The organism is Thermospira aquatica, assembly GCF_023525255.1.
GTDB classification, from domain to species: Bacteria; Spirochaetota; Brevinematia; order Brevinematales; family Thermospiraceae; genus Thermospira; species Thermospira aquatica.
The window spans coordinates 728,059-750,667 of sequence record NZ_CP073355.1; the positions used below are offsets into that span (position 1 = coordinate 728,059).

At 44.2% G+C, this 22,609-nt stretch carries 18 protein-coding genes and 1 pseudogene; 12 read left to right on the forward strand and 7 right to left on the reverse strand.

Annotated features, from left to right (window positions below; translation table 11 throughout):
* Positions 1-592 precede the first annotated feature (592 nt).
* From KDW03_RS03525 to KDW03_RS03580, 12 genes and pseudogenes are all read left to right on the forward strand, one after another.
* The gene (locus KDW03_RS03525) at positions 593-1,063 is read left to right on the forward strand and encodes a hypothetical protein (protein WP_271436018.1); all 471 of its coding nucleotides are present in this window, start codon (positions 593-595) and stop codon (positions 1,061-1,063) included.
* Positions 1,064-1,174: 111 nt separating this feature from the next.
* Positions 1,175-1,762: a hypothetical protein gene (locus KDW03_RS03530; protein ID WP_271436019.1), complete on the forward strand. Its 588-nt coding sequence runs from the start codon at positions 1,175-1,177 to the stop codon at positions 1,760-1,762.
* Entirely contained in the window at positions 1,759-2,850 is a 1,092-nt protein-coding gene (locus tag KDW03_RS03535; protein WP_271436020.1) for a YncE family protein, read from the forward strand. Before KDW03_RS03530 ends, KDW03_RS03535 begins: the two co-directional genes overlap by 4 nt.
* Before the next feature lie 1,029 nt (positions 2,851-3,879).
* Positions 3,880-7,152, forward strand: a complete 3,273-nt coding sequence (locus KDW03_RS03540) for a helicase-related protein (RefSeq protein WP_271436021.1) — start codon at positions 3,880-3,882, stop codon at positions 7,150-7,152.
* Between the two features lie 13 nt (positions 7,153-7,165).
* On the forward strand, positions 7,166-10,990 hold the full coding sequence (locus tag KDW03_RS03545; protein WP_271436022.1) for an Eco57I restriction-modification methylase domain-containing protein: 3,825 nt from the start codon (positions 7,166-7,168) through the stop codon (positions 10,988-10,990).
* A gap of 53 nt (positions 10,991-11,043) precedes the next feature.
* Positions 11,044-12,597 carry a PIN domain-containing protein gene (locus tag KDW03_RS03550; protein WP_271436023.1) on the forward strand — a complete coding sequence of 518 codons (1,554 nt, stop codon included), beginning with the start codon at positions 11,044-11,046 and terminating at the stop codon, positions 12,595-12,597.
* A complete protein-coding gene (locus KDW03_RS03555; RefSeq protein ID WP_271436024.1) occupies positions 12,575-12,940 on the forward strand; it encodes an ASCH domain-containing protein in 366 nt (121 codons plus the stop codon). Before KDW03_RS03550 ends, KDW03_RS03555 begins: the two co-directional genes overlap by 23 nt.
* 56 nt (positions 12,941-12,996) lie before the next feature.
* Positions 12,997-13,161, forward strand: a pseudogene (locus tag KDW03_RS03560) (four helix bundle suffix domain-containing protein); the annotation flags it as partial.
* Between the two features lie 339 nt (positions 13,162-13,500).
* Entirely contained in the window at positions 13,501-13,800 is a 300-nt protein-coding gene (locus KDW03_RS03565) for a GIY-YIG nuclease family protein (protein WP_271436026.1), read from the forward strand.
* A gap of 245 nt (positions 13,801-14,045) precedes the next feature.
* A complete protein-coding gene (locus KDW03_RS03570; RefSeq protein ID WP_271436027.1) occupies positions 14,046-14,945 on the forward strand; it encodes an ABC transporter permease in 900 nt (299 codons plus the stop codon).
* The gene (locus tag KDW03_RS03575) at positions 14,942-15,745 is read left to right on the forward strand and encodes an ABC transporter ATP-binding protein (protein WP_271436028.1); all 804 of its coding nucleotides are present in this window, start codon (positions 14,942-14,944) and stop codon (positions 15,743-15,745) included. The genes KDW03_RS03570 and KDW03_RS03575 overlap by 4 nt, the downstream gene beginning before the upstream one ends.
* 19 nt (positions 15,746-15,764) lie before the next feature.
* Positions 15,765-17,114, forward strand: coding sequence for a citrate/2-methylcitrate synthase (locus KDW03_RS03580; protein WP_408648352.1), 1,350 nt, complete (start codon positions 15,765-15,767; stop codon positions 17,112-17,114).
* A gap of 5 nt (positions 17,115-17,119) precedes the next feature.
* Here KDW03_RS03580 and KDW03_RS03585 read toward each other — a convergent pair whose 3' ends face one another.
* From KDW03_RS03585 to KDW03_RS03615, 7 genes are read right to left on the reverse strand one after another with little or no spacing between them, the layout of a single operon-like run.
* Entirely contained in the window at positions 17,120-17,623 is a 504-nt protein-coding gene (locus tag KDW03_RS03585; RefSeq protein ID WP_271436030.1) for a WbuC family cupin fold metalloprotein, read from the reverse strand.
* Positions 17,624-17,625: 2 nt separating this feature from the next.
* On the reverse strand, positions 17,626-18,366 hold the full coding sequence (locus KDW03_RS03590) for an OmpA family protein (RefSeq protein ID WP_271436031.1): 741 nt from the start codon (positions 18,364-18,366) through the stop codon (positions 17,626-17,628).
* A 4-nt stretch (positions 18,367-18,370) separates the two neighbouring features.
* Positions 18,371-19,147, reverse strand: coding sequence for a motility protein A (locus KDW03_RS03595; protein ID WP_271436032.1), 777 nt, complete (start codon positions 19,145-19,147; stop codon positions 18,371-18,373).
* Between the two features lie 2 nt (positions 19,148-19,149).
* Positions 19,150-19,359, reverse strand: a complete 210-nt coding sequence (locus KDW03_RS03600) for a flagellar FlbD family protein (RefSeq protein ID WP_271436033.1) — start codon at positions 19,357-19,359, stop codon at positions 19,150-19,152.
* Positions 19,360-19,371: 12 nt separating this feature from the next.
* The gene (gene flgE / locus KDW03_RS03605; RefSeq protein ID WP_408648353.1) at positions 19,372-20,745 is read right to left on the reverse strand and encodes a flagellar hook protein FlgE; all 1,374 of its coding nucleotides are present in this window, start codon (positions 20,743-20,745) and stop codon (positions 19,372-19,374) included.
* Between the two features lie 29 nt (positions 20,746-20,774).
* Positions 20,775-21,227, reverse strand: a complete 453-nt coding sequence (locus KDW03_RS03610) for a flagellar hook capping FlgD N-terminal domain-containing protein (RefSeq protein WP_271436035.1) — start codon at positions 21,225-21,227, stop codon at positions 20,775-20,777.
* Between the two features lie 12 nt (positions 21,228-21,239).
* Positions 21,240-22,469: a flagellar hook-length control protein FliK gene (locus KDW03_RS03615; protein WP_271436036.1), complete on the reverse strand. Its 1,230-nt coding sequence runs from the start codon at positions 22,467-22,469 to the stop codon at positions 21,240-21,242.
* Between the last annotated feature and the right edge of the window lie 140 nt (positions 22,470-22,609).

Below are 22,609 nucleotides of genomic sequence, written 5' to 3' on the forward strand. Positions count from 1 at the left end.
GTGTGACATTTTAAATTGTTTTCGACAGGTCACCGCCGCTAGCGACGAAAAGCCATCAGCCGCAAATGCCTTCTTTTTCTCCTACGTCCTATTTCCTCTCTGCCCACCTGCCCCTGTGCCTCCGGCGCTTGGAGCATCGCTTGCGATGCTCCAAGGCCACCTACACTGCGACAAGGTAATAGCTAATCTCCCTGTCAAAAGTCCTGTTACCTTATTACAGTTCTGATGGCTCAACCACTGCGACATGGTAAGAGATCTCAATTTCATCACCAAACTTTCTCAGAAATACCCAAAAACTTTATTTTTATTTTAACTTCTTGCAATGTATAGAGTTATGCAATCCTACAAAAACATTCATATTTTTGTAAGTTCTTTTATGATATATAATTACGATATACGAGGCTAAACTTGACAAATAAAAAAACTGTCGTAAAATCCCTTAAGAAAGGGAAAAAGGAAGGGAGCCTCTATTTTTTGGTAAATAGAAGTGAATGTTCAATAAACAAAAAGGAGGAGAAATACGACGAGGCAGGGAGGAAAAGGAAAAAATAGACGTGAAAATAGATTTTAAAGGAAAAAGGGGTAAGCCATAATGAAATGGAAACGAAAGTGGAAGTATTTCACCAAAAAAGTGAAGGGGTATTGGAAATGGTATCGGCTCACGGCTATCGTTACGCTGGTGAGTATGATAAACCTCTCTTGTTCGTTCCAATCCCCGGCCGTCTCTGTTGAGAAAGGGGAGACTAAACCAGAGGCGGTGGTAATAGAGGTAAAGACGGAGCCATCGAGTATCACGGTCGAGACCAACGATACCTATTACGCTGTCCCGAGGGTAGAGATTGGTTCTCTTGAGATAAATACCAACCAGGTCCAAGAGACAAACGAAGCGCTGGTTATCCCAGAGAGCCTGCGTTCACGGGCGATGAATACCCTCTCCCAACCGCGCCTTATCAATGGTGAAGTGGTTGTTTTTGATTTGCCGACGAATACCTCTGAGTTCGATCGTACCTTGAACGAAAGGATTGCCGAACACATTACGGCTGCGGTAGGAAAGGATACTTAGAAACTCTCAAGGCAGATACTTGAGGGCGTAAATTTAGATGAAACAGTTGCAAAGCTTTCTCGTTACGTGAGTACCTCGAGTAATATTTCGGGGGAGGAGGTAAGTAACATCGTGAACGAAGTAGTTACAGTTCTCAGGAGTGAGGTGGCGTCCAAGAGCCATGTTGTAGGAGGAGAACTCCAGAGACATGCAGAGAGCGAAACAGAAGCCTTTCTCAACGAGGGAACAAGCAATATCCAGGTGGTGCAAGATCTTCATGAGGCCCTCGAGAGGGACGTGAGAGCCTATGACATGAGAGTGACATCTTCGGAGGCAGGGGGATCTCATAATAATCTTCCTATTTCTAAAGCACTTTCTTCAGGGGATACCGTTGTCAACAAGGAAGAGGCTACCGAATGGGTGATAAGTCACGCCAAGAGTGGGGACATCCTCTGGTGTGCTTATAACGACCCTATAAGCTCTGGGGTTCTATCGGGTCATACGGGAACGTATTACTCCCAGGCAGGGGAAACACCCCAAGTTTTCACCACTATGGGACCAGGAGAAGGAAAAGAAGTAAAATTCCACTCTCTGGACAGGCATACTGAGAATAATGTTAAATCAGGGAAGCTCCTGGTAGTAGGAGGGAAAACTGCGGAAGTGGGGCGAGCTCAAGTTGAGGAGATGTATAGAGGGAGGACGGTGGGGGGAGTACTATGACCATCCGTAAGAATAGCGCCAGGGTAGGAATTGCCTTGCTCTTCCTTCTTATCATCGTTATCAACCTCGCGGGCTGTGCTGGGTGCTCGTTACTCGATGGGGAGGTAGAGCCTCTGGAGATGAAGCCCTTTGAACCCTTTTCTCTCAAGGAGCACATGCTCCTTTTCACAGAGACCGGCGACGGCGGAAAAATAAATGTGATTGATACTGATACAGACGAGATTGTTCGGAGGATCGTCTTCAGGGAGAAGGATAGTGAATATGGCTATGCTGACTATGCCGTGAAGGCTGGCAGTAAGATAGCCGTGCTGGAGAGTGGGAGCCCTATTCGGGAGCCGAATTATATCTATATCGTCTATCCAGAACAGGTGAAGTGTAAGGTGATTGAGCTGGAAGAAGTCAATCCTTACTACATGGTATATAGTCCCTACAGCAAGAAGCTTCTTGTCCAACATGGGTTGGGGAGCTACCCCTCTTCGGTGATTGATATGGAGCACGATCGTTTGTACAAGACCTTTTTTCTTGAGAACTTCTTCTACCCTAAGGGTGGGGTGGGGGGTGATGGTCGCTTCTACGGGCAATATGCCACAAGTTTTTTTGCTCCCTATCACATAGCGAGCCTGGATATTGAGACCAGAAAGATTACTATACTAGGGTCCAATCTTTCTGCAGGTGGTGGAAATAGTGGATGGAGTGACCATGAGTACCTTGCACTGGTTTGGGCGAGCAATTTCCTCTATGTCCCCGTACACGATTCCAAACAGATTAGGGTATATGATACAACCACAGGGAAACTGAGCTATAGTATTGAGCCTACAAACAGCAAAGGCGAAGAACTTTTTCCACAAGGGGCTGTTTATTATTCACCCTCAAATTGGTTGATTGTGGGAGGTGATGAGGGAAAAGTGAATAGCTGCATTGCTATCATTGACCTCAATACCACCAATATGGTGGGGTATATCACCAACTACAAATCGAGGTTTAAGGTCAACAACCACAAGGTGTATGTGCTGGATAGTGGGGCCCATGCCATAGCGGTCTTTAGCCTGACAAATGGCTTTAAGCTCGTGAAAAAGATATCGTATTGAGGGGGCTTGTTGCTATGCGCTGCCGCGCGGGCTGCAGGGGGCTTCAAACGCCAGCCCCCTCTCCCCTTTTTCTGTCTCTCCCCCTGGCCGTTTTCGACCAGTTTTACTACAAACGGAGCTCCCCGAAGAGACGACGGAGGCTTGTACCAGCCGACACGGAGGTCGGCACTTGAGGGGACTTGTTGCTATGCCCTCAAAGGGACGGCGTAGCGGCGCCCGGGTACCATGCCAAAGGCATAGTCGGGAGAAGCAAGCCGTCTCCCTAGGCTTCCGAAGCATGGAGGCAAGAGGGCAAAACCTTGCTAGTATGGTGTGCCTCCCAGGGTATGTCTTTCATCGTATACTTCCTACTTCCTGCCGGCGCAAAAGTGGCCGTTCGCACCCGCGGTGTGAGCATCGCGTAGCGATGCTCACACCGCCCTTTCTTATTTTGTCTCTCCCCCCGGGCAGGTGGGCAGAGAGGGTAATCAAACCACGCTACAAAACAAGCTCAAGAGGCTGATGGCTTTTCGTCGCGAGAGCAGCCACCCCACGGTCGCCGAGTAGCCCCGAAGGGGCATATCGAGGCGACCAGCAAGCGAAGCGTACCGAGGCGCGGTCACCGAGTAGCCCTGCAAGGGCGTATCGAGGCGTGGTCGCCGAGTAGTTCCGAAGGAACGTATCGAAGCGACTGCAACAAGGTAATAGCCCCTTCCCCCCTCCCCCAAAAACACTCTTTTTCTCATCTGCCCAGGCGTCATTTATAAAACAAGACAAAAACTTTAAGCAATTTTATATAATTGCAGAGATGATATTGACAAATTTTTCATACCGGAGTATAATATACTCAATTCATAAAAAAGGGGGATAGAAAACGTCTCACAAGAGCAACAAGGAACTTCAGACAAACCCACTCTCAAAAGACAAAATCCCCCAATCTCGCCTTGCACCAAACCGACGGAAAGCAGGCAAAGCTCCCCGTGAGCCGTCGAATGCTTTTTACCAATCACCGTGAAAATAACCATAAAACCATAAAAAGGCAGGGAGAAAATGCACACCGATCTCTCGTTCATCACCAACGAACAAAAACAGAGCCTCAAAGAAAGGTTCAATGTTCTCATTAAGGATACCGCTTTTTTCGACTGTCTCGTTGGCTATTTCTATCTCAGCGGATTTCATACTATCTATCCTGCCCTGGAAAAAACCGAAAAAATCCGCATCCTCATCGGGATTGGCACCGATTCACGCACATTTCAGGCTCTCCAGGAAAAAGATTCTTTAAATCCTGAGTCTTCATCTTCTCCCCTCTCGCATCCCGAGGTCAAAGGAAAAATAGAAACTCTTGTCAAAGAAGAAATGGAAAACTCCGAGGACACACGATCCATGGAAGAGGGGACAAAAAAATTCATCGAATGGATAAATAGCGGAAAGCTTGAAATACGAGTCTACCCCTCACAAAAAATCCACGCCAAAATATACATCATGACCTTTCGAGAGGGGGATCGGGACACCGGGAGAGTGATCACCGGTTCAAGCAACTTTACCCAGAGCGGATTAGTAGACAACCTCGAATTCAATGTAGAACTCAAAAACCGAAGTGACTATGAGTTTTCCCGCCAGAAATTCGAAGAACTCTGGCAGAAAAGTGTTGACGTGAGTGAACGCTATGTTACCACTCTTAAAAACGAAACCTGGCTAAACCAGAACATCTCCCCCTATGAGCTGTACCTCAAATTTCTCTATGAATACTTCAAGGATCAGTTAAACCAGACAGGCGAAATTGACATGGACTACCTCCCACAAAACTTTAGAAAACTTGCCTACCAACAACAGGCCGTGCTCAATGCCAAAAAAATCCTCCTCGAATACGGTGGCGTTTTTATCTCCGATGTGGTTGGTCTGGGGAAAACCTACATCGCGGCAATGCTTGCCAAACAATTTGACGACAGAACCCTCGTGATTGCTCCCCCTTTCCTGATAGATAAAGACAATCCCGGTTCCTGGTACAATGTGTTTGCATATTTCAATGTTTCTGCTGATTATGAATCCATCGGGAAACTGGATGATTTAAAAGATGAAAAAATAGAAAAATATAAAATATATAGAAACATCATCATTGATGAAGCCCACCGTTTTCGCACAGAACAAACCATCACCTACGAAAATCTCGCCAAAATCTGCCGGGGGAAAAGGGTGATTCTCGTTACTGCAACCCCTTACAACAATTCACCCAGAGATATTTTAAGCCTCATTAAACTCTTCCAAAATGCCAGAAAGAGCACCATCCCCAACGTTCCCGATCTGGAGTCGTTCTTTTCCAGACTTGAAAACAGATTAAAAAACCTGGACAGAAAAGAAAACTACACCCGGTATATTGCCACAGTAAAAGAAAACGCCAGGGAAATCCGCGACAGGATACTCAAATACCTGATGGTACGCCGAACCCGTTCGGAGATTGAGAAATACTTTAGCGAAGACCTGAAAGAACAGGGGCTCAAGTTTCCACGCGTGGAAAAACCCGTCCCCTTTTTCTATGAACTCAACGAAAAAGAAGACAAGATTTTCAACGAAACCATCCAGCTACTTGCCCGTAAGCTTACCTATGCTCGTTACACATCCATGCTGTATCACAAAGAAGAGATGGACGAGTTAACCAAACAGTCCCAGCGGAACATGGGAAGCTTTATGAAAATCCTTCTCGTTAAACGACTCGAGAGCAGTTTTTTCGCCTTCAAAAAATCCATAGAAAGATTCATCCACTCTTATGAAATGTTTTTGAGAGAATACGAAAAAGGCTCTGTCTATGTAAGCGCCAAACACATCAACAAAATCTTTGAGTTTCTCGAAGAAGGTGACGATAAGGCTATCGAAAAACTCCTCGAAGAAGGCAAAGCAGAAAAATATGACAGTAAAGATTTCAAAGAGGAACTCAAAAAAAACCTTGAAAACGACATCGCCATTCTGCGGAAAATCCAGGATCTCTGGCAGAATATCGACCGTGACCCCAAGCTTTTAAAATTCTTTAGCGAACTGGATAGCAACCCTGTGCTTCAAAACAACCACCTCCTTATTTTCACGGAATCCAAAGAAACCGCTCACTACCTCTACGAAAATCTCAACAAAAAATATCCTGGAGCGGTGTTGTTGTTTACCGGGGATTCCAATAAATCCCTGAGAGAAAGGGTGATTGAAAACTTTGATGCCAACGCCATCCACAAAAAAGACACATACCGTATTTTGATAGCCACGGAAGTCCTTTCAGAAGGTGTCAACCTTCACCGCGCCAACGTTGTCATCAACTACGATATTCCATGGAATCCAACCCGCATGATGCAGAGAGTGGGACGTATCAACCGCGTGGATACCCCTTTTGATACCATCTACACCTTTAACTTCTTCCCCACGACCCAGTCCAATGACCACATTAAACTCAGAGAAGCTGCTGAAACCAAAATCAACGCGTTTCTCACCCTTCTCGGAGGGGATGCAGAACTGTTGACCGAAGGCGAACCCATTGGCTCCCATGAGCTTTTTGACCGCTTGACCTCACAAAAAACCCTCGAGGGCGATGAAGACTTGCAGGAAAGCGAACTCAAATACTTGAACATCATCAAAGACATCCGCCAAAAAGATCCTTACCTTTTTGACAGGATCAAAAAACTCCCCAAAAAAGCCAGAACAGCCAAAAAATACCCCGAGGAAGTACAAAAAGATGCTCAGGACACCCCCAACCATAAAGAACTTCTCTTCTCCCCCACACAAAACGCCTGTATCACCTACTTCCGACGCGGGAAGCTCCAGAAGTTTTTCCTTGTAAAGAGTGGCGAGGAAACAGCTCGGGAGATCGATTTCATCACCGCTGCCCGTATCCTGGAAAGCACCCCCGACGAAAAAAAGATAACCCTTCCCGAGGAGAGATACGACATGCTGGACAAAAACAAGCAGGCTTTCCTGCAAGAGACCACCGAAGAAACAAGCGAACCCCAAAAGGGAGGCGGCCGAGATAGTGCTTATGAAATCAGGCGAATCCTCAAAGCCTGCCTCCAAAACACCCAACAACTCACCGAAGAGCAAGAAGCTTACCTGAGAAAGGTGCTCGAACGGCTTGAGGAAGGCGCCATTATAAAATCAACCATCAAAAAAACCCTCCGCGCCCTCAACAACCTTTCCCAAGATGCTGAGAACCCCTTAACCGTGTTAAACGTTCTTCGATCAAACATTTCAGACCATATTCTCAAAAACCACTACGCTGAAGAAAACGAAGACAAAGATTTGCCAAAGAAACGTGAAGTGATTCTCTCCCTGTATCTCACCCACGAATAGAGAAGGAGGCTCCATGAATACCGAGCAGGCAAAAAAACTTCTCAAAAAAACATTTGAAAACTCATTTGACAGGAACAATTTCCCCGAGTTTGTCAGTGAACTTCTCCACACCTTCCAGAAAATCCCTTCGTATCCTGGAGAGCTACCCATCCCCGAAACCTACAAAGACTACATCCATCGTTATGAACGAGTGGGAGAATACCACACCAAAACACACCAAATAGATATTCTCATCGTGTATTTAAACCGTCCGACCTCCCTGGAACGAGCCCGTACCATGCAGCGAAATTTTGTCGCGGGATACCTGCAGGGAAAACATGGTGGAAATAAAAACCGGGATGCGGCACTTGTGGCTTTTGTCTCCCCTGAAAGTGATACCTGGCGTTTTTCCCTGGTAAAGGTAGAATACCACCTAAAAACAAGCCAGAACAAAGGAATAAAAGTCGAAGAAAAATTCACCTCCGCAAAACGATGGTCATTTCTTCTCGGAAAAAACGAAAAAAGCCACACCGCCCAGAAACAATTTTTACCCCTTCTTGAAAATGAAAGCTCTCCACCAACCCTTCAAGATTTAGAAAAGGCATTCAACATCGAAGTGGTCACAAAAGAATTTTACAAAGAGATTGCCAACTGGTACTTCTGGGCATTGAAAGAGTCGAGGTTTCCCGCTGATGCCGAATCAGAAACCAATGGCAGAAACATCGCCCTCATCCGATTTATCACCCGTATTATCTTCATCTGGTTCATGAAACAAAAAGGCATTATCAGAAAAGAACTCTTTGACAGAGAATCTCTCCAGCAAATTTTAGTAAACCTTTCTGATAATGAAGGTACCTACTACAAGGCTATCCTTCAAAACCTCTTCTTTGCAACCCTCAACACCCCCATCGAACAGAGGCGCTTCCGGAGAGAGGAGAGAGTCAACGGTTACCTCAACAAAGACTACATGAACCACAATTATTATCGATACCACACTCTCTTCAAAGATCCCAACCAGATGCAGGAACTCTTTAACGATATCCCCTTCTTAAATGGAGGGCTCTTTGAATGTCTGGACAAAAGAAAGGATGATGAGTCAAACGATGCCGGTAGAGAAATCCGCATCGACGGTTTTTCAGATGATCCCCAAAAACAACCCTATCTGCCGAATTTTTTATTCTTCTCAGATGAAAAAGAGATAGACTTAAACGACGACTATGACACAAAAAACCAAAAATACACCGTCAGAGGGCTCATCAACATCCTCAACGGGTATAATTTTACCGTTGATGAAAACACCCCCGTCGACATCGATGTGGCCCTCGATCCCGAACTCCTTGGAAGAGTTTTTGAAAACCTGCTTGCCAGTTACAACCCCGAGACAGCCACCACCGCAAGAAAAGCCACCGGCAGCTACTATACCCCCCGCGAGATAGTAGATTACATGGTCAAAGAATCCCTCAAAGCGTATTTTAAACAAAAGCTTCCCTCGCTCGACGAAGAAAAACTCGAACGCCTCTTCGCCTACGAGGATGAAGCCAATCCATTTGACGAAGAAACCACCAACAGGATTATCCAGGCCATTCACTCCCTCAAGATACTCGACCCCGCCGTTGGCTCGGGGGCATTCCCCATGGGCGTTTTGCATACCCTGGTGCACCTCCTCCACAAGCTTGACCCCCACAACCAAAAATGGAAAGAGATGCAGATAAAGGAGATCCAGCATATCCTCGACCCCCATATCAAACAAAATGCCCTCAACAAAATAGAGGAAAGCTTCGCCCTCAATGAACTCGACTATGGGAGAAAACTCTATCTCATACAAAACTGTATCTACGGTGTGGATATCCAGCCCATCGCCATCCAGATAGCAAAACTGAGATTTTTCATCTCCCTGCTGGTAGACGAAAAGATCGATAAAACTCAACCTAACTACGGCATTGAAACTCTGCCAAACCTCGAAACAAAATTTGTGACGGCAAATGCTTTGATAGATTTAGAAATACCAACAATTGATTTATTTTCTGAAAACAATCCCATTATACTTTTACAAGATAAACTTAAAGCGATACGCCACGAATACTTTATTGCAAAAACAAGAAAAGAAAAACTTCAATTGCAACAACAGGATAAAGAAATACGCAATAAAATAGCTGTTCAAATAACTGATACCTTGAAAAAAAGAAACGAAGAAAAAGTTAAAGAATATGAGAACAAATTAGCCGAAGAAAAAAAGACACTTATTCAAATCGAATCTGGACCCCAACAAAAGAGAACTGTTGAAAGCACTAATATTTTCGGTGAAATAGAAACCACAATTATTGACATTAAGGAACAAAGAATAAAAACCCAAAAGAATATTATTTCGAATATTAAAAGAAAGATTAACTCACTAAAATCCATCGACGCGAAAGATGTTATACAAAAAGTTGCTCAACAAATATCAAGTTTTGACCCCTACGATCCCAACTCTTTTGCCGACTGGTTCGACCCCGAATGGATGTTTGGCATCCGGGACTGTTTCGACATCGTTATTGGCAATCCGCCGTATATTCAGCTACAAAAAAATCATGGGCAGCTGGCAGACCTTTATAAGGATAAAGGCTTTGAGACTTTCGACCGTATGGGAGATATCTACACCCTCTTCTATGAGAGAGGGATAAACCTCCTCAAAAATAGTGGCATCCTCTGCTTCATCACCTCCAACAAATGGATGCGGGCAGGGTATGGAAAGAAACTCCGGGAATTTTTTCTCCAGCACAATCCCCTCCTCCTCATCGATTTAGGCCCGGATGTTTTTGAGAGTGCAACGGTAGATACCAATATCCTCCTCATCCAGAAATCCTCAAACAAACACCAGCTCAAAGCCGTCACCTACACAAAAAAAGACACCCCCATCTCAAAAGTAGTAAACGAGAAAGCCGTCACCCTCGAGAAACTCACCAAAAACGCCTGGTTTATAGGAAGTAACGCCGAGCAACGCCTCAAAGAAAAGATTGAAAAAATAGGAAAACCATTAAAAGATTGGGATGTAAAAATTTATTATGGAATAAGAACTGGACTAAACGAAGCCTTTATCATCACCACCGAAAAGCGAAACGAGATACTGGCTAATTGTAAAGATGCATCCGAGCGGAAACGCACCGAAGCTGTCATTAAACCTCTATTACGTGGCAGAGATATTAAACGTTATTATTATGAGTGGGCAGGGCTGTGGGTGATTGTAATTCCTGCGGGCTGGACAGATGAGAACAGAGGTAAAATACCACCAGAAAAATTTATTTTAGAACAATTTCCTTCATTAATGAAGCATTTAAAACCCTTTGAAGAAAAAGCACAAACACGCGATGACCAGGGAGATTATTGGTGGGAACTTCGACACTGTGCCTACTACCCCGAGTTTGAGAAGGAGAAGGTGGTGTATTCAGAGATTGTAAGGAAACCACAATTTCATTTTGATACTGAAAATTTTTATGTTGAAGCAACCAGTTTTTTAATGACTGGCAAAAATGTAAAATACATTTGTGGATTATTAAACTCAAAACCTATAACATATTTCTTTAAAAAATGGTATGCAGGAGGAGGTTTAGGTGAAGAAGGTTATAGATATAAAAAGGCATTTTTAGAAAACCTTCCTCTTCCCCCCATCACCCCAGCCAATCAGAGTATTGTAAAGCAAATAGAGGAATTGGTAGATAAGATACTGGTGACCAAAAAATCCAACTCGCAGGCAGATACAACCACTTGGGAGAGGGAGATAGACAGGCTGGTGTACAAGCTCTATGACCGGAGTAGCTCACGGACAAGCTTTTGCGTCCACTCGGAGGGAGATAGACAGGCTGGTGTACAAGCTCTATGACCTCACGGACGAGGAGATAAAGATAGTAGAGGGGGGATAAAAAAGGAGGAGGCATGAAAGGAGTGAGAATTTTATTAGACACAAACATTGTAATACACAGAGAAACGGAAAAGATAATCAATCCTGATATAGGTAAGTTATTCAACTGGCTTGATAAACTTGAAGCTAAAAAGTTTATACATCCAATTACCAAGGAAGAAATAAATAAACTTAAAGACAAAGAAAAAAGAAAAACTTTTGATGTAAAACTTGATGCTTATACCGAATTAATAACCGCAAAAAATCTAGAAAAGCAAGTTTCCTTAGTTTCTCAACAATTTGATAAAAACGAAAATGATAAAAATGATACCTTTTTATTAAACGAAGTGTATAAAGGTTCTGTAGACTATCTAATAACTGAGGATAAAAAAATTCACCAAAAGGCAAAAGAATTGGGTATTGAAGATAGGGTTTATACAATTGAGCAATTCATAGAAAAGGTAAGTCTCGAATACCCAGATTTGGCAGATTATAAAGTTTTAAGTGTTTATAAATCATTCTTTGGCAAAAAAAATTTATCAGATGAATTTTTCAATTCCTTTAAAGAAGACTATCAAAATTTTGAGAGTTGGTTCCGTAGAAAATCTAATGAACCAGTGTATATTTCTACTTCGAATGATGGTAAAATTGTAGCTTTTCTTTATTTAAAAGTTGAAGATAAAGATGAGAATTATACAGATATCAACCCTTCATTTCCACTTAAAAATAAAAGATTAAAAATAGGAACCTTTAAGGTTGCATTGAACGGTTATAGATTAGGCGAAAGATTTTTAAAAATTATATTTGATAATGCTATTATACAAAAAGTTGATGAAATTTATGTGACAGTATATAATAAAAGAGATGAACAAAAAAGGTTAATTAACTTATTAGAAGAATGGGGTTTTATTTGTTGGGGAAAAAAACAATCAACAGGCGAACTTGTATATGTTAGAGATTTTACCAAAAAATTTGATAAAAAAAATCCAAAACTTACTTATCCTTTTATTTCACTGAAAGAAAATAATAAAATTTTTATTGTACCTATTTGGCCAGATTATCATACGGAACTTTTACCTGATTCAATATTACGAACAGAGTCACCTGATGATTTTAAAGAAAATCAACCTCATCGAAATGCGATATTGAAAACTTATATTTCTCGTTCTTTAAATAGAAATATAAATAAAGGGGATATTATACTTTTTTATAGAACTGCCGAAGAAGGTAAACCTGCAAAATATTCTGCTCTTATAACAACCATAGGGATAGTTCAGGAAGTGATAGATAATTTTACTAACGAGCTAGATTTCATATTGAAAGCTGGCAAAAGAAGTATATTTAACAATGAGAAATTAAAGGAATGGTGGAATTATAACCCACAAAATAGACCTTTTTTGATTCATTTTTTACATGTATATTCTTTAACACCAAAGCAACGTTCAAAATTAATCAGGAAAAGATTGCTTGAATTGGGCATTTTATCCGGTGAAGAGAACGAACTCAGAGGATTAAAAGAAATTACAAAAGAAAATTTTAAAACTATCATAAAAGAAGGAGGTATTAATGAAAGTTATTTTATCTATTAAGCCAGAATTCGTTGAAAAAATCATCAATGGAGAAAAAAAGTTTGAATACAGAAGAAAAATTTTTAAAAAAGATGTAGAGAAAGTTATTATTTACGCATCTTCTCCAATAAAATTAGTAGTAGGAGAATTTATAATAGAAGATATATTATCACGGAAACTAGATGAATTATGGGAATTAACAAAAGAAGAATCGGGTATTTCAAAACAATACTTTTATGAATATTTTAAGGGTTTAGATAATGGATATGCAATAAAAATTAAGGAATTTAAAAGATATGAAAAGCCATGTAATTTAAGAAATTTAAATATTTTTTATACACCACAATCATTTGTTTATATTTGAGTTATACATTAAATATTGGAAGAAATTAAGATTTGAATAAATAATGAGGCATAGAAATGACAAATAATACAAACAACCTCATCCCACCACATGGTGGTTACCGAAAACTGATGTCGTATCAGATGGCCGAGATTGTTTATGATGCCACAGTAAGGTTTTGTGAGCGATTTATAGACAAGCGTTCAAGAACTTTTGACCAGATGGTTCAAGCTGCCAGAAGTTGAAAACAGAAAATAATTATATTGGTAGATAAAATCCGTTCTGCCCATGCCTCGATAAACGCAGCACCCGTCTACCATGCCAATACAAGCACTTGGGAAAGAGAAATAGACAGACTGGTGTACAAGCTCTATGACCTCACGGACGAGGAGATAAAGATCATAGAGGGGGGATAAAGGAAACGGTCACCCAGTAGCTCCGAAGGAGCGTATTAAAACGGTCGCCGAGTAGCTACCCCCGGTCGCCGAGTAGTTCCGAAGGAACGTATCGAGGCGACAGCCCAAAAAACCAAAAAACATGGTATAATATACCCACCATAAAAAACACAAAAGGACCCATCAATGAAAGGATACGTCTACATCCTCCGCTGCTCCGACGGCACCTACTACACAGGCAGCACAACAAACCTCGAACTCCGCCTCTCCCAACACCAAAACGGCCAGGGAGCCAACTACACAAAAAAAAGACTCCCTGTAGAACTCGTCTACTACGAAGAATACCAGCGAATCGATGAAGCATTCGCCAGAGAAAAACAAATACAAAGATGGAGCCATAAGAAAAAAGAAGCACTCATCCAGGGACACCTCGACGACCTACCCCGCCTGGCAAAAAAAATATGGAAAAAAACACCACCCACCTAACCCCACCCGCCCGCCGAGTAGCTCCGCAGGAGCGTATCGAGGCGACCCCGCTCGTCTCGATACGCTCCGTTACTCGACGAGCGACACCACCCGCCCGCCGAGTAGCCACCCCACGGTCGCCGAGTAGCCCCGAAGGGGCGTATCGAGGCGACCGAGTAGCCCCGAAGGGGCATATCGAGGCCCGGTCAATTGCTAAAAAATCCACTTCCCCTTATAATACACTATATCAAAAAAGCGAGGTAGCCATGGTAGAAGGTATTCTCGTCGAAGGCTTAATCTACGCCCTCATGGTACTGGGTGTTTTTATTACCTTCCGTATTATGAATTTCCCCGATCTAACAGTAGACGGGACATTCCCCCTTGGGGCAGCCATCATGGCATCCGCCCTTCTTGCCGGCCTGGGAAGTGGATGGGGGCTCTTCTTTGCCTTTGTGGGAGGCTTCCTCGCCGGTATGACCACCGCCTTCATCCACAACCGTTTAAAAATCCCGGGACTTCTTGCCAGCATCCTTACCATGACCATGCTCTACTCCATCAACATCCGCGTCCTGGGCAACAAACCAAATGTCCAGCTTCTCAGAGTTCAGCATGTTCTCTCCTGGATTGAAAACACCACCGCCAACCATTTCCCACGAGAATGGGTATTTTTTGTCTTCTTCCTCGTGGTAGTCATAGTGGTAAAACTGCTTCTTGACCTCTTCTTTCGTACCGACATGGGACTCACCATCGGAGCCATGGGAAACAATGAACAGATGGTAATCTCCCAGGGAGTGAATCCCGCCACCCTCAAATACATCGGCATCGGCCTCTCCAACGCCCTCGTAGGACTTTCAGGGGCTTTTGCAGCAATGTATATGGGATACGCAGATGTGGGACTTGGACAGGGCATCATCATCAGCGGTCTTGCCTCCGTCATGCTTGGCGAACTTTTCTTCCGATCAAACCGTATCTTTGTTCTCACACTGGGAGCCGTCATTGGTTCTCTGTTGTACAAAGCCATCATGTTCTACGGCAGGTATTATGGATACTACATAGGCCTCACCCCAAACGATCTCAAACTCATTAGCGGACTTTTGATCATCGTTTCCATCATCATCAGCCGCATACAACAACAATCCTCTCAAAAACTCCGGAGGCAACCATGATCGAATTACAAAACATCACCCACGTATTTTACCCCGGCACTCCGGATGAACGCATCGCCCTCAAAAACCTCAGCCTCAAGGTAAACAAAGGAGATTTCATCACCATCATCGGGAGTAACGGAGCAGGAAAAACCACCCTTTTTAACCTCATCGCCGGTACCTATAGACCCTCACAAGGAAGAATCCTCATCAACGACATCGATGTGACCAATACACCGGAGTACAAAAGAGCAAAATACATCGGACGAATCTTTCAAAATCCGCTTCTCGGCACCGCCTCAAACATGAGCCTCGAAGACAACATGATGATCTGCTACCGCAAGGGCTTCAAGTGGCCCGTCGTGAGTCTCAACCATGCCATGCGTGAGAAGTTTCGAAAAGAGCTGGAAAAACTCCAGATGGGACTCGAACACCGCATGAAAGACAACCTTGCCCTCTTTTCAGGTGGACAACGACAGGCTCTCACCCTTTTAATGATGGTACTGTCCAGGCCAGAACTCATCCTTCTCGATGAACACACCGCTGCCCTGGATCCAAAAAACGCCTCCAAAATCCTGGCACTCACAAAAGAATTCATCGAAGAGTACCAGCTCACCGCCATGATGATCACCCACAACATGACGCAGGCCATCGAGTATGGAAACCGACTCCTCATGATGGACGAAGGCGAGATTATCCTCGATATCTCCGGAGAAGAAAAGAAAAACCTCACCGTCGAGGATCTTGTAGAGCAATTCCATCGCCTGAGACAAAAATCCTACGAGGATGACAGAGCTCTCCTCTCCGAAAAAAAACCTTAAGGAGTAAGGCATGAGACAAATGCAACCCAAAGATCTTTCCCAGCTTACACCCTTTACCAGTTACCTTGAAACCAACAATGTTATCCCTAACGAGCTCTATACAGAGTACAATGTAAAACGCGGCTTACGCAACACCGATGGCACAGGTGTTCTGGTTGGTCTTACCCACATTGGCGAGGTGCACGGGTACGTCATGGACGAAGGGGTTCCCGTTCCTGTTGAAGGAAGACTTCGCTACAGAGGCATCGATATTTTTGATCTTGTCGAGGGCTTCCAGAAAGAAAACCGCTATGGATTTGAGGAAACCGTGTTTCTTCTCCTCTTTGGACAGCTTCCCACCAAAAAAGAACTCGAGGAGTTTTCTGCTCTTTTAGCCCGCTACAGGCAACTTCCCGATGGCTTCAAGGAAAATATCATCCTTAAATCCCCAAGTCCAAACATTATGAATCTCCTTACCCGTGAGGTCAGTGCCCTCTATGCGTACGATCCTGAGCCCGATGACATCTCCGTAGCCAATGTTCTTGATCAGTGTTTGCAACTCATCGCACAGTTTCCCGCTATGGTTGCGTACGGCTATCATGCCAAAAGACACTACTACGAAAACGAGAGTCTCTTTCTCCACCATCAAAGCGATCGTCTCGCTCATGTGGAGAACTTCCTCTCCCTTCTTCGACCAAACCGTGAGTTTGATCCCATAGAGGCCCATATTCTTGATCTTGCCTTTGTGCTCCATGCAGAGCATGGGGGTGGCAACAACTCCACCTTTACCCTCCATGTGGTCTCTTCAACCAACACCGATACCTACTCAGCCATTGTAGCAGCACTCTGTTCCCTCAAGGGTCCCCGTCATGGCGGTGCCAACGCTGAGGTGGTCAATATGATGGATGATGTAAAAAAACACATCAAAGACTGGTCAAACGAAAACGAGATCAAAGATTACATCCGAAAACTCCTCAACAAGGAGGCGTACGATCGCCGTGGGCTGATTTATGGTATGGGGCACGCCGTCTACTCCCTCTCCGATCCCCGCGCTATCCTCCTCAAGAAAAAAGCCGAAGAACTCGCCAGATACAAAAAACGCGAAGAAGAATTCCATCTCTACGATCTCTTTGAACGTTTTTCCAGACAACTCTTCGCCGAAAAAGCAAAAAACAAAATTATCTGTGCCAATGTAGATTTCTACGCAGGTTTTGTCTACGACATGCTGGGGATCCCACGGGAGCTTTACACTCCCCTTTTTGCCCTTTCCCGCATGGCAGGATGGTCAGCTCACCGACTCGAAGAGCTCATCGCGGGAGGGAGAATCATCCGTCCCGCGTACAAGTGTATCAGCGAACCAAAAGAGTATGTCCCGCTTGACAGGCGGTAAAAGAATTAGCGATTGTTTTTGTGCGTTTTTGGGATACGCTTCCCGGTAATGAGCCATTCTTTCATGGTTTTCCGGGTTTCCGGTGCGTCCTCTTCCGGTGCCCATGGGGCAAATTCCTTGTCCGTCTGGGGATCGTAAGGGCCTGGTTTCACTTCAAAGAGCAGACTTTTTTTCACAGGTAAAAGGGTATGCCAGCATCCCGGCGAAATATCAACGACACTCACCTCTTTTCCATCCATCAGTACTGCATCGATTATACTCCCCTGATCATCAAACACAAATACCCACACCCTCCCTCTCAAGAGCACAAAGGTTTCTGTTTTTGGCGGTAAAACATGCCTGTGTGGTCTCACATACGAAAAAGAAAACATACAGTTAAGAAATCGTTGAACACTATCCGGTAGCCGGTGAAGATTAAAGTTTTTTCGTTTCCTTTGAGAAGAAGCCGCTTCTTTTTCAAGGGAAACGGCTTCCCGTTTGCCAAAGGTTTTGATAAACCCTGAAAACATAGTTACTGTGCCACCGAAATATAAATATCCACCCGTCGATTGTACGCTCTTCCCTCAGGGGTAGCATTACTCTCAATAGGATCGTACTCTCCCCGTCCAGAAGCCTTCATGATAGAGGGTTCTACTCCAAAATCAGACAAAAAACGGACGACCGCACTCGCCCGAGCCGTGGAGAGTTCCCAATTGGTGGGATATATCTTGGCCATTTCTGATGCCCGTGGAATCTGCGAATTATCCGTGTGACCAATAACGTCAATCTTGTAATTATCCTTGATGTTTTTGAGCATCAGAGCAATTTTTCTTAAGGTCTCTTTTCCTTCATCAAAATCAATCTCCGCACTCCCCGGTCTAAAAAAGAGATCACTCGACAAAGAGATCTTGATGCCATTTTGTGTCTCGTCTATGCGCACCTTTCTGGACCGAAGCTCAGGTTTTAGCACCTCCATCATCTCTTTCATAGAAATGGACAGCTTTGTTCCCACCTCTCGAGAAGGAAGAGCCTCTACCGTGTGCCCTCCCTCGGCAAGCCTCCCAGCAGAAAGCGTCTGTCCTCCCTCAAGAAAACCAATATTGCCTGTAAAAGCTGAAAGAATAAGCTGGAGATCGGATGTTTTCGCCTGGGGAGTCATATTCGCAATAAGAAACACAAAGAAGGTAAGGAGAAGGTTATTCATATCTCCAAAGGTCGTCATCCATGCCGGAGTACTATAGCCGGGAGTAGGACATTTTTTCGGTCTTCCCATGCGATTACTCCTTTACTTCCTGTTTGGTACGCTTATCCGCCGGCACAAAAGAATTGAGACGTTCGCGAAGAATGGTAGGGTTATCTCCTGCTTGAATAGAGAGAACCCCTTCTACCACGATCTCTTTGAGTAGAACCTCGTACTGATTATAAAGATCGAGACGAGATGCCCAGGGAAGAAAAAGAAAGTTTGCCATAATAGCACCGTACAACGTCGTAATCAACGCTGTGGACATGTTTTGTCCAATTGATGCCACGTCTGTCATGTTTTTGAGCATCGCAATAAGACCCTGGAGTGTCCCAACCATACCAAAAGCAGGAGCAAAGTATCCCCAATCATCAAGCATTTTTTTCCCCTGAGCATGTCTTTTTTCCATCTGATCAAGCTCGTTAAACATGATATTTTTTACAATTTCTGGGTCTGTTCCATCCACCACAAGCTGGATAGCTTTTTTCAAAAAAGGATCGGGAATCTCGGCTACATCATCTTCGAGAGAAAGCACACCCTCTCTTCGTGCTTTTTCGGCAAAGGTTACCAGAGTCTCTACCGTTGCAGCCGGATCTATCGATACCTTTTTGGTTGTTAGACCAACAATTTTTGGAAGAAGTTTGAAGCGCTCCATGGGAGTAGCAATCAAAAGAGCACCAAGTGATCCAAACACTGTGGTAAAGAGAGACATCAAGTCCCAGTAAATTAAGAGATTTCCTCCTGAACCAAGGAAGAAAGAGAAGATAAGAAATCCTCCTCCCCCCGCAAGTCCTATCAGCCATGCTAATTCCATACTCAAGCCTCCTTTGAAAGCCGGACACCCTCCGCTACCATCGACGAAAGAAACCGGCGAAACGCGGCATGTATTTCCTCCGGTTTCTCACGTACGACATAGCGATCTCCGTTCATCATTGTAATCACCGTATCCGGACAAGCCTCTATGGTCTCCACCTGAAAGTAGTTGATAAGAATCTCCGTGTTATTGAGTCGTGTTACCCTAACCATAGATGCCTAGTATTACCTCTTTAACGTAAGGATTTCTCGAAGCATATCATCAGAGGTTGTAACAACACGAGAATTTGCCTGGAAACCTCTCTCAGTAACAATCATATCGGTAAAGGTCTCAGAGAGATCCACGTTACTCATTTCAAGGGCACCAGCATAGATCTTTCCACGTCCCACTGTCCCGGGGGCTCCCACATTGGGCATACCCGAGTTGTTAGATTCAGAGTAGAGACTCTCTCCTTCTTTGGTTAAACCAGAAGGGTTCACAAAAGCTGCCAGAGCCACCTGTCCCAGGATACGGCGTTCCCCGTTGGTGTATGCGCCGGTAATGGTACCAGAATCATCAATTTTGAAACTCTCAAGGTATCCCATCTCATAACCATCCTGGAAATACGCATACGTGGTTGTTGGAGCACTAAACTGCGTGATGGAGTCTTTGACACTCCCTGCTACCCCGAGATGGAGATTCACCTGTTTCTGTTCTCCATTGGGAAGCGTAAAACTCAAAATCGCCTCGAGATCATTCTCCGTGTCTGAAGCTGGGTTGGCACCGGCTGCCTCTGTAATAGAGAGTAAAGTTCCCTTGTTATCAAAGTTAACAATAAGCTCGTTATTCGTATCTACCTTTACCCCACCAACATTGAGAGTGAGATTGGTTACCGCATCCTCTGGAGTTTGGGGTTCAAGCGTTGCAGTCATCCGCCACTGATTGAGACCTTCCTTGCGAAAATTGAGGATAAGTCGGCGCTTTGTTCCATAATCATCAAAGATATCAATAGCTGTAGAATGGGTATTTTTGATTCTCTCCGTTTCTGTAGCATTGGGACCAAGGACAGGCGTATCAAAATTCAAATTACTCTTGAAGTTCACAACCGTAGTAGCTCGGGCTTCCAGTTTTTCCATGAGAGGGATACGGATATCCTCAAGGGGAGCAGAATGGTTAATGTAACGTTCACCGTTTGCAAGCGTTATAGCGTTCCATCCCTGAACTTTGAGGCCATTCGGGTTAACAAAATACCCATCTCTATCAATCAAAAAGTTTCCCGCGCGGGTATAAAACGTTCTCTCCCCCTGATTGAGAATGAAAAAGCCTTCACCAGTGATGGCGAGGTCTGTATTTTTCCCTGTAGTCTGGATGCTTCCCTGGGTCATCAGGGTATCGATGCTTGCAATAGTCATACCCAGACCAACCTGTTTTGGGTTCATACCCCCGCGTTCATCGGTAGGCTTCGCCGCACCGGTGAGTGTCTGGGAAAGAATATCCTGAAAGGTTACACGACCCTTTTTAAAACCGGTGGTATTGACATTCGCCACATTGTTACCGATCACATCCATTCTCGTCTGGTGATTCTGAAGACCAGAAACCGCCGAATACAATGATCTCATCATAAGCCTACTCCTTATGTTTTTTCTTTTTATTCCCTGGGTGCGGTAATCTCACTCACCTGTTCTAAAGACACTTCCTCACCACTTACGTTGAGGAAGGTTTGACCGTTTTTCACCCGTATACTCTCAACTATTCCCCGAGCCATCACCCCTTCAGCCCTTTCATAGATCACCTCTTTGTTCACCAGTCCAAGAGTACGGGTAAACGCCAGCTCTTTACTAAACGTCTGCATGGTATTGATCATCTCATTGAGCTGTTTGAGAGAGGTGAGTTGTGTCATCTGATTGATAAATTCCTTATCCTCGAGAGGCTTGGTGGGATCCTGGTTGCGAAGCTGGGTAATAAGCAGCTTCATAAAATCAGCCTCCGAAAGGGTATGCTTGCTTCCCTGATTCAATTCCCTTATCTGGGCATTGAAACCATCAACCTTGTAATTGAGTTCCTGAAGCTCGGCAGGACTCATCTGCGTGTTTATCATCATAGAAACCTCCTCTTATACCACATAGTTTATACGGTTATCTTTCCAGAGAGAAGATCTCTCCTCAGAAACCATTCCAATCACCTCAGAACCCTCATGAGAAGGTCCGGCTTTCGACACAAAGGATGGAGATTCTTCTTCTCCTCTGCCGGATTGTCCAAGACTCACATCAAGACTCCCCACCTGAACACCAACCTGCTGGAGTTGTCGCTGAAGCTCCCCCAGATTCTGGTCAAAAAGCGCCTTAGCTTCTGGAGTCGAGACCACAATCTTTCCCCTCATCTGTCCATCTTCAAGAACAATCTTCATCTCCATACGCCCAAGATCCGGAGGAGTAAGCTGAAGCCTCATCTCACTCTGTCCATCCCGGAGAGTGATCAATGCCTTGCCTGCCACCTGTTGAAGCATCTGTTCCACAGAGACACGAGGAAGCGAAGGCAGTGCCGGGGCAAGTTTTATTCCATTGTCCTGAAATGACTTCTGTATTTGGGGTGAAACCATCTCTTTACCATCTATCTGGTTTTTACCCTCTATCTGTTTTATAAGAGTCTCTATCCGGGAGGAAAACTCTTTTTGGACGGTTTCCTTTCGAGAGAAAGTTGTGGTGGGAGAAAGTGTCTCCGATCTCTGCGTGCGTTTATCAACCACTCGAAAAGGAGAAGAGAGATTGTCTTGAGCATTATCCACAAGGGGTTTAGATTCTTCTCTGCGGGAAAGTGAAACATCAAAAGAGGAAACCTGAGAAGATTCACCCTGAGAAGGTAACGAGAGAAAAACCTGATTTGCCGTTTCAAGTCCTTGCAGCCACGAAAAAAGCTCCTTCAAAAAATCCTGTTTCGAAAGCATCCCCTTTTCCCATTGGGAAACGAGTTCTTTCAGAGCAGAAAGAACAGAAGTGGCCCCGGCTTTCTTTTCCTGGGGTATATTTACTGTGCCCTGTGTGAGAAAAGCCATGAGCTCTTCCAGAAGCCGGGCAATATTTTCGTCGGTTTGCATCTCAGGATGCTCTATCAAAGTGGCCACATCTTCTTGAATTTTTTTGAGTTTTTCCTCAGGTAACAAAGAATCTACGGAGGATTTTTTCTGTCTCGTGTCATCATGAATAACCTTCTGAAGCGTCTTTTCAAAGTCTGTTTTTTTCTCAGAAGACAAAGAAACACGGCTACTTTCAGTTGTTTTTTGGGATAGGGACATTTTTTCCTGTGACAAGGTTTCCTGCAGTTTGGGAAAGACTACCATATTCATTGGGGACACTCCTTCTGTGTCGTCTCTATTGTTTTCGGTTTTTTTGGAAAAATTTTAAGGTTAAAGGAGACTTTTTTAAGAAAAAACTTCAGCCCCGCCAACGAGACTGGACGGGGCTGAAGTTTTGGTGGATCCTTCGG

Excerpts from the sequence above, each read along its gene's own strand:
- KDW03_RS03525 (WP_271436018.1), top strand. The coding sequence starts at position 593 with ATGAAATGGAAACGAAAGTGGAAGTATTTCACCAAAAAAGTGAAGGGG.
- KDW03_RS03535 (WP_271436020.1), top strand. The coding sequence starts at position 1,759 with ATGACCATCCGTAAGAATAGCGCCAGGGTAGGAATTGCCTTGCTCTTC.
- KDW03_RS03540 (WP_271436021.1), top strand. The coding sequence starts at position 3,880 with ATGCACACCGATCTCTCGTTCATCACCAACGAACAAAAACAGAGCCTC.
- KDW03_RS03545 (WP_271436022.1), top strand. The coding sequence starts at position 7,166 with ATGAATACCGAGCAGGCAAAAAAACTTCTCAAAAAAACATTTGAAAAC.
- KDW03_RS03550 (WP_271436023.1), top strand. The coding sequence starts at position 11,044 with ATGAAAGGAGTGAGAATTTTATTAGACACAAACATTGTAATACACAGA.
- KDW03_RS03555 (WP_271436024.1), top strand. The coding sequence starts at position 12,575 with ATGAAAGTTATTTTATCTATTAAGCCAGAATTCGTTGAAAAAATCATC.
- KDW03_RS03565 (WP_271436026.1), top strand. The coding sequence starts at position 13,501 with ATGAAAGGATACGTCTACATCCTCCGCTGCTCCGACGGCACCTACTAC.
- KDW03_RS03570 (WP_271436027.1), top strand. The coding sequence starts at position 14,046 with ATGGTAGAAGGTATTCTCGTCGAAGGCTTAATCTACGCCCTCATGGTA.
- KDW03_RS03575 (WP_271436028.1), top strand. The coding sequence starts at position 14,942 with ATGATCGAATTACAAAACATCACCCACGTATTTTACCCCGGCACTCCG.
- KDW03_RS03580 (WP_408648352.1), top strand. The coding sequence starts at position 15,765 with ATGCAACCCAAAGATCTTTCCCAGCTTACACCCTTTACCAGTTACCTT.
- KDW03_RS03585 (WP_271436030.1), bottom strand. The coding sequence starts at position 17,623 with ATGTTTTCAGGGTTTATCAAAACCTTTGGCAAACGGGAAGCCGTTTCC.
- KDW03_RS03590 (WP_271436031.1), bottom strand. The coding sequence starts at position 18,366 with ATGGGAAGACCGAAAAAATGTCCTACTCCCGGCTATAGTACTCCGGCA.
- KDW03_RS03595 (WP_271436032.1), bottom strand. The coding sequence starts at position 19,147 with ATGGAATTAGCATGGCTGATAGGACTTGCGGGGGGAGGAGGATTTCTT.
- KDW03_RS03600 (WP_271436033.1), bottom strand. The coding sequence starts at position 19,359 with ATGGTTAGGGTAACACGACTCAATAACACGGAGATTCTTATCAACTAC.
- flgE (WP_408648353.1), bottom strand. The coding sequence starts at position 20,745 with ATGAGATCATTGTATTCGGCGGTTTCTGGTCTTCAGAATCACCAGACG.
- KDW03_RS03610 (WP_271436035.1), bottom strand. The coding sequence starts at position 21,227 with ATGATGATAAACACGCAGATGAGTCCTGCCGAGCTTCAGGAACTCAAT.
- KDW03_RS03615 (WP_271436036.1), bottom strand. The coding sequence starts at position 22,469 with ATGAATATGGTAGTCTTTCCCAAACTGCAGGAAACCTTGTCACAGGAA.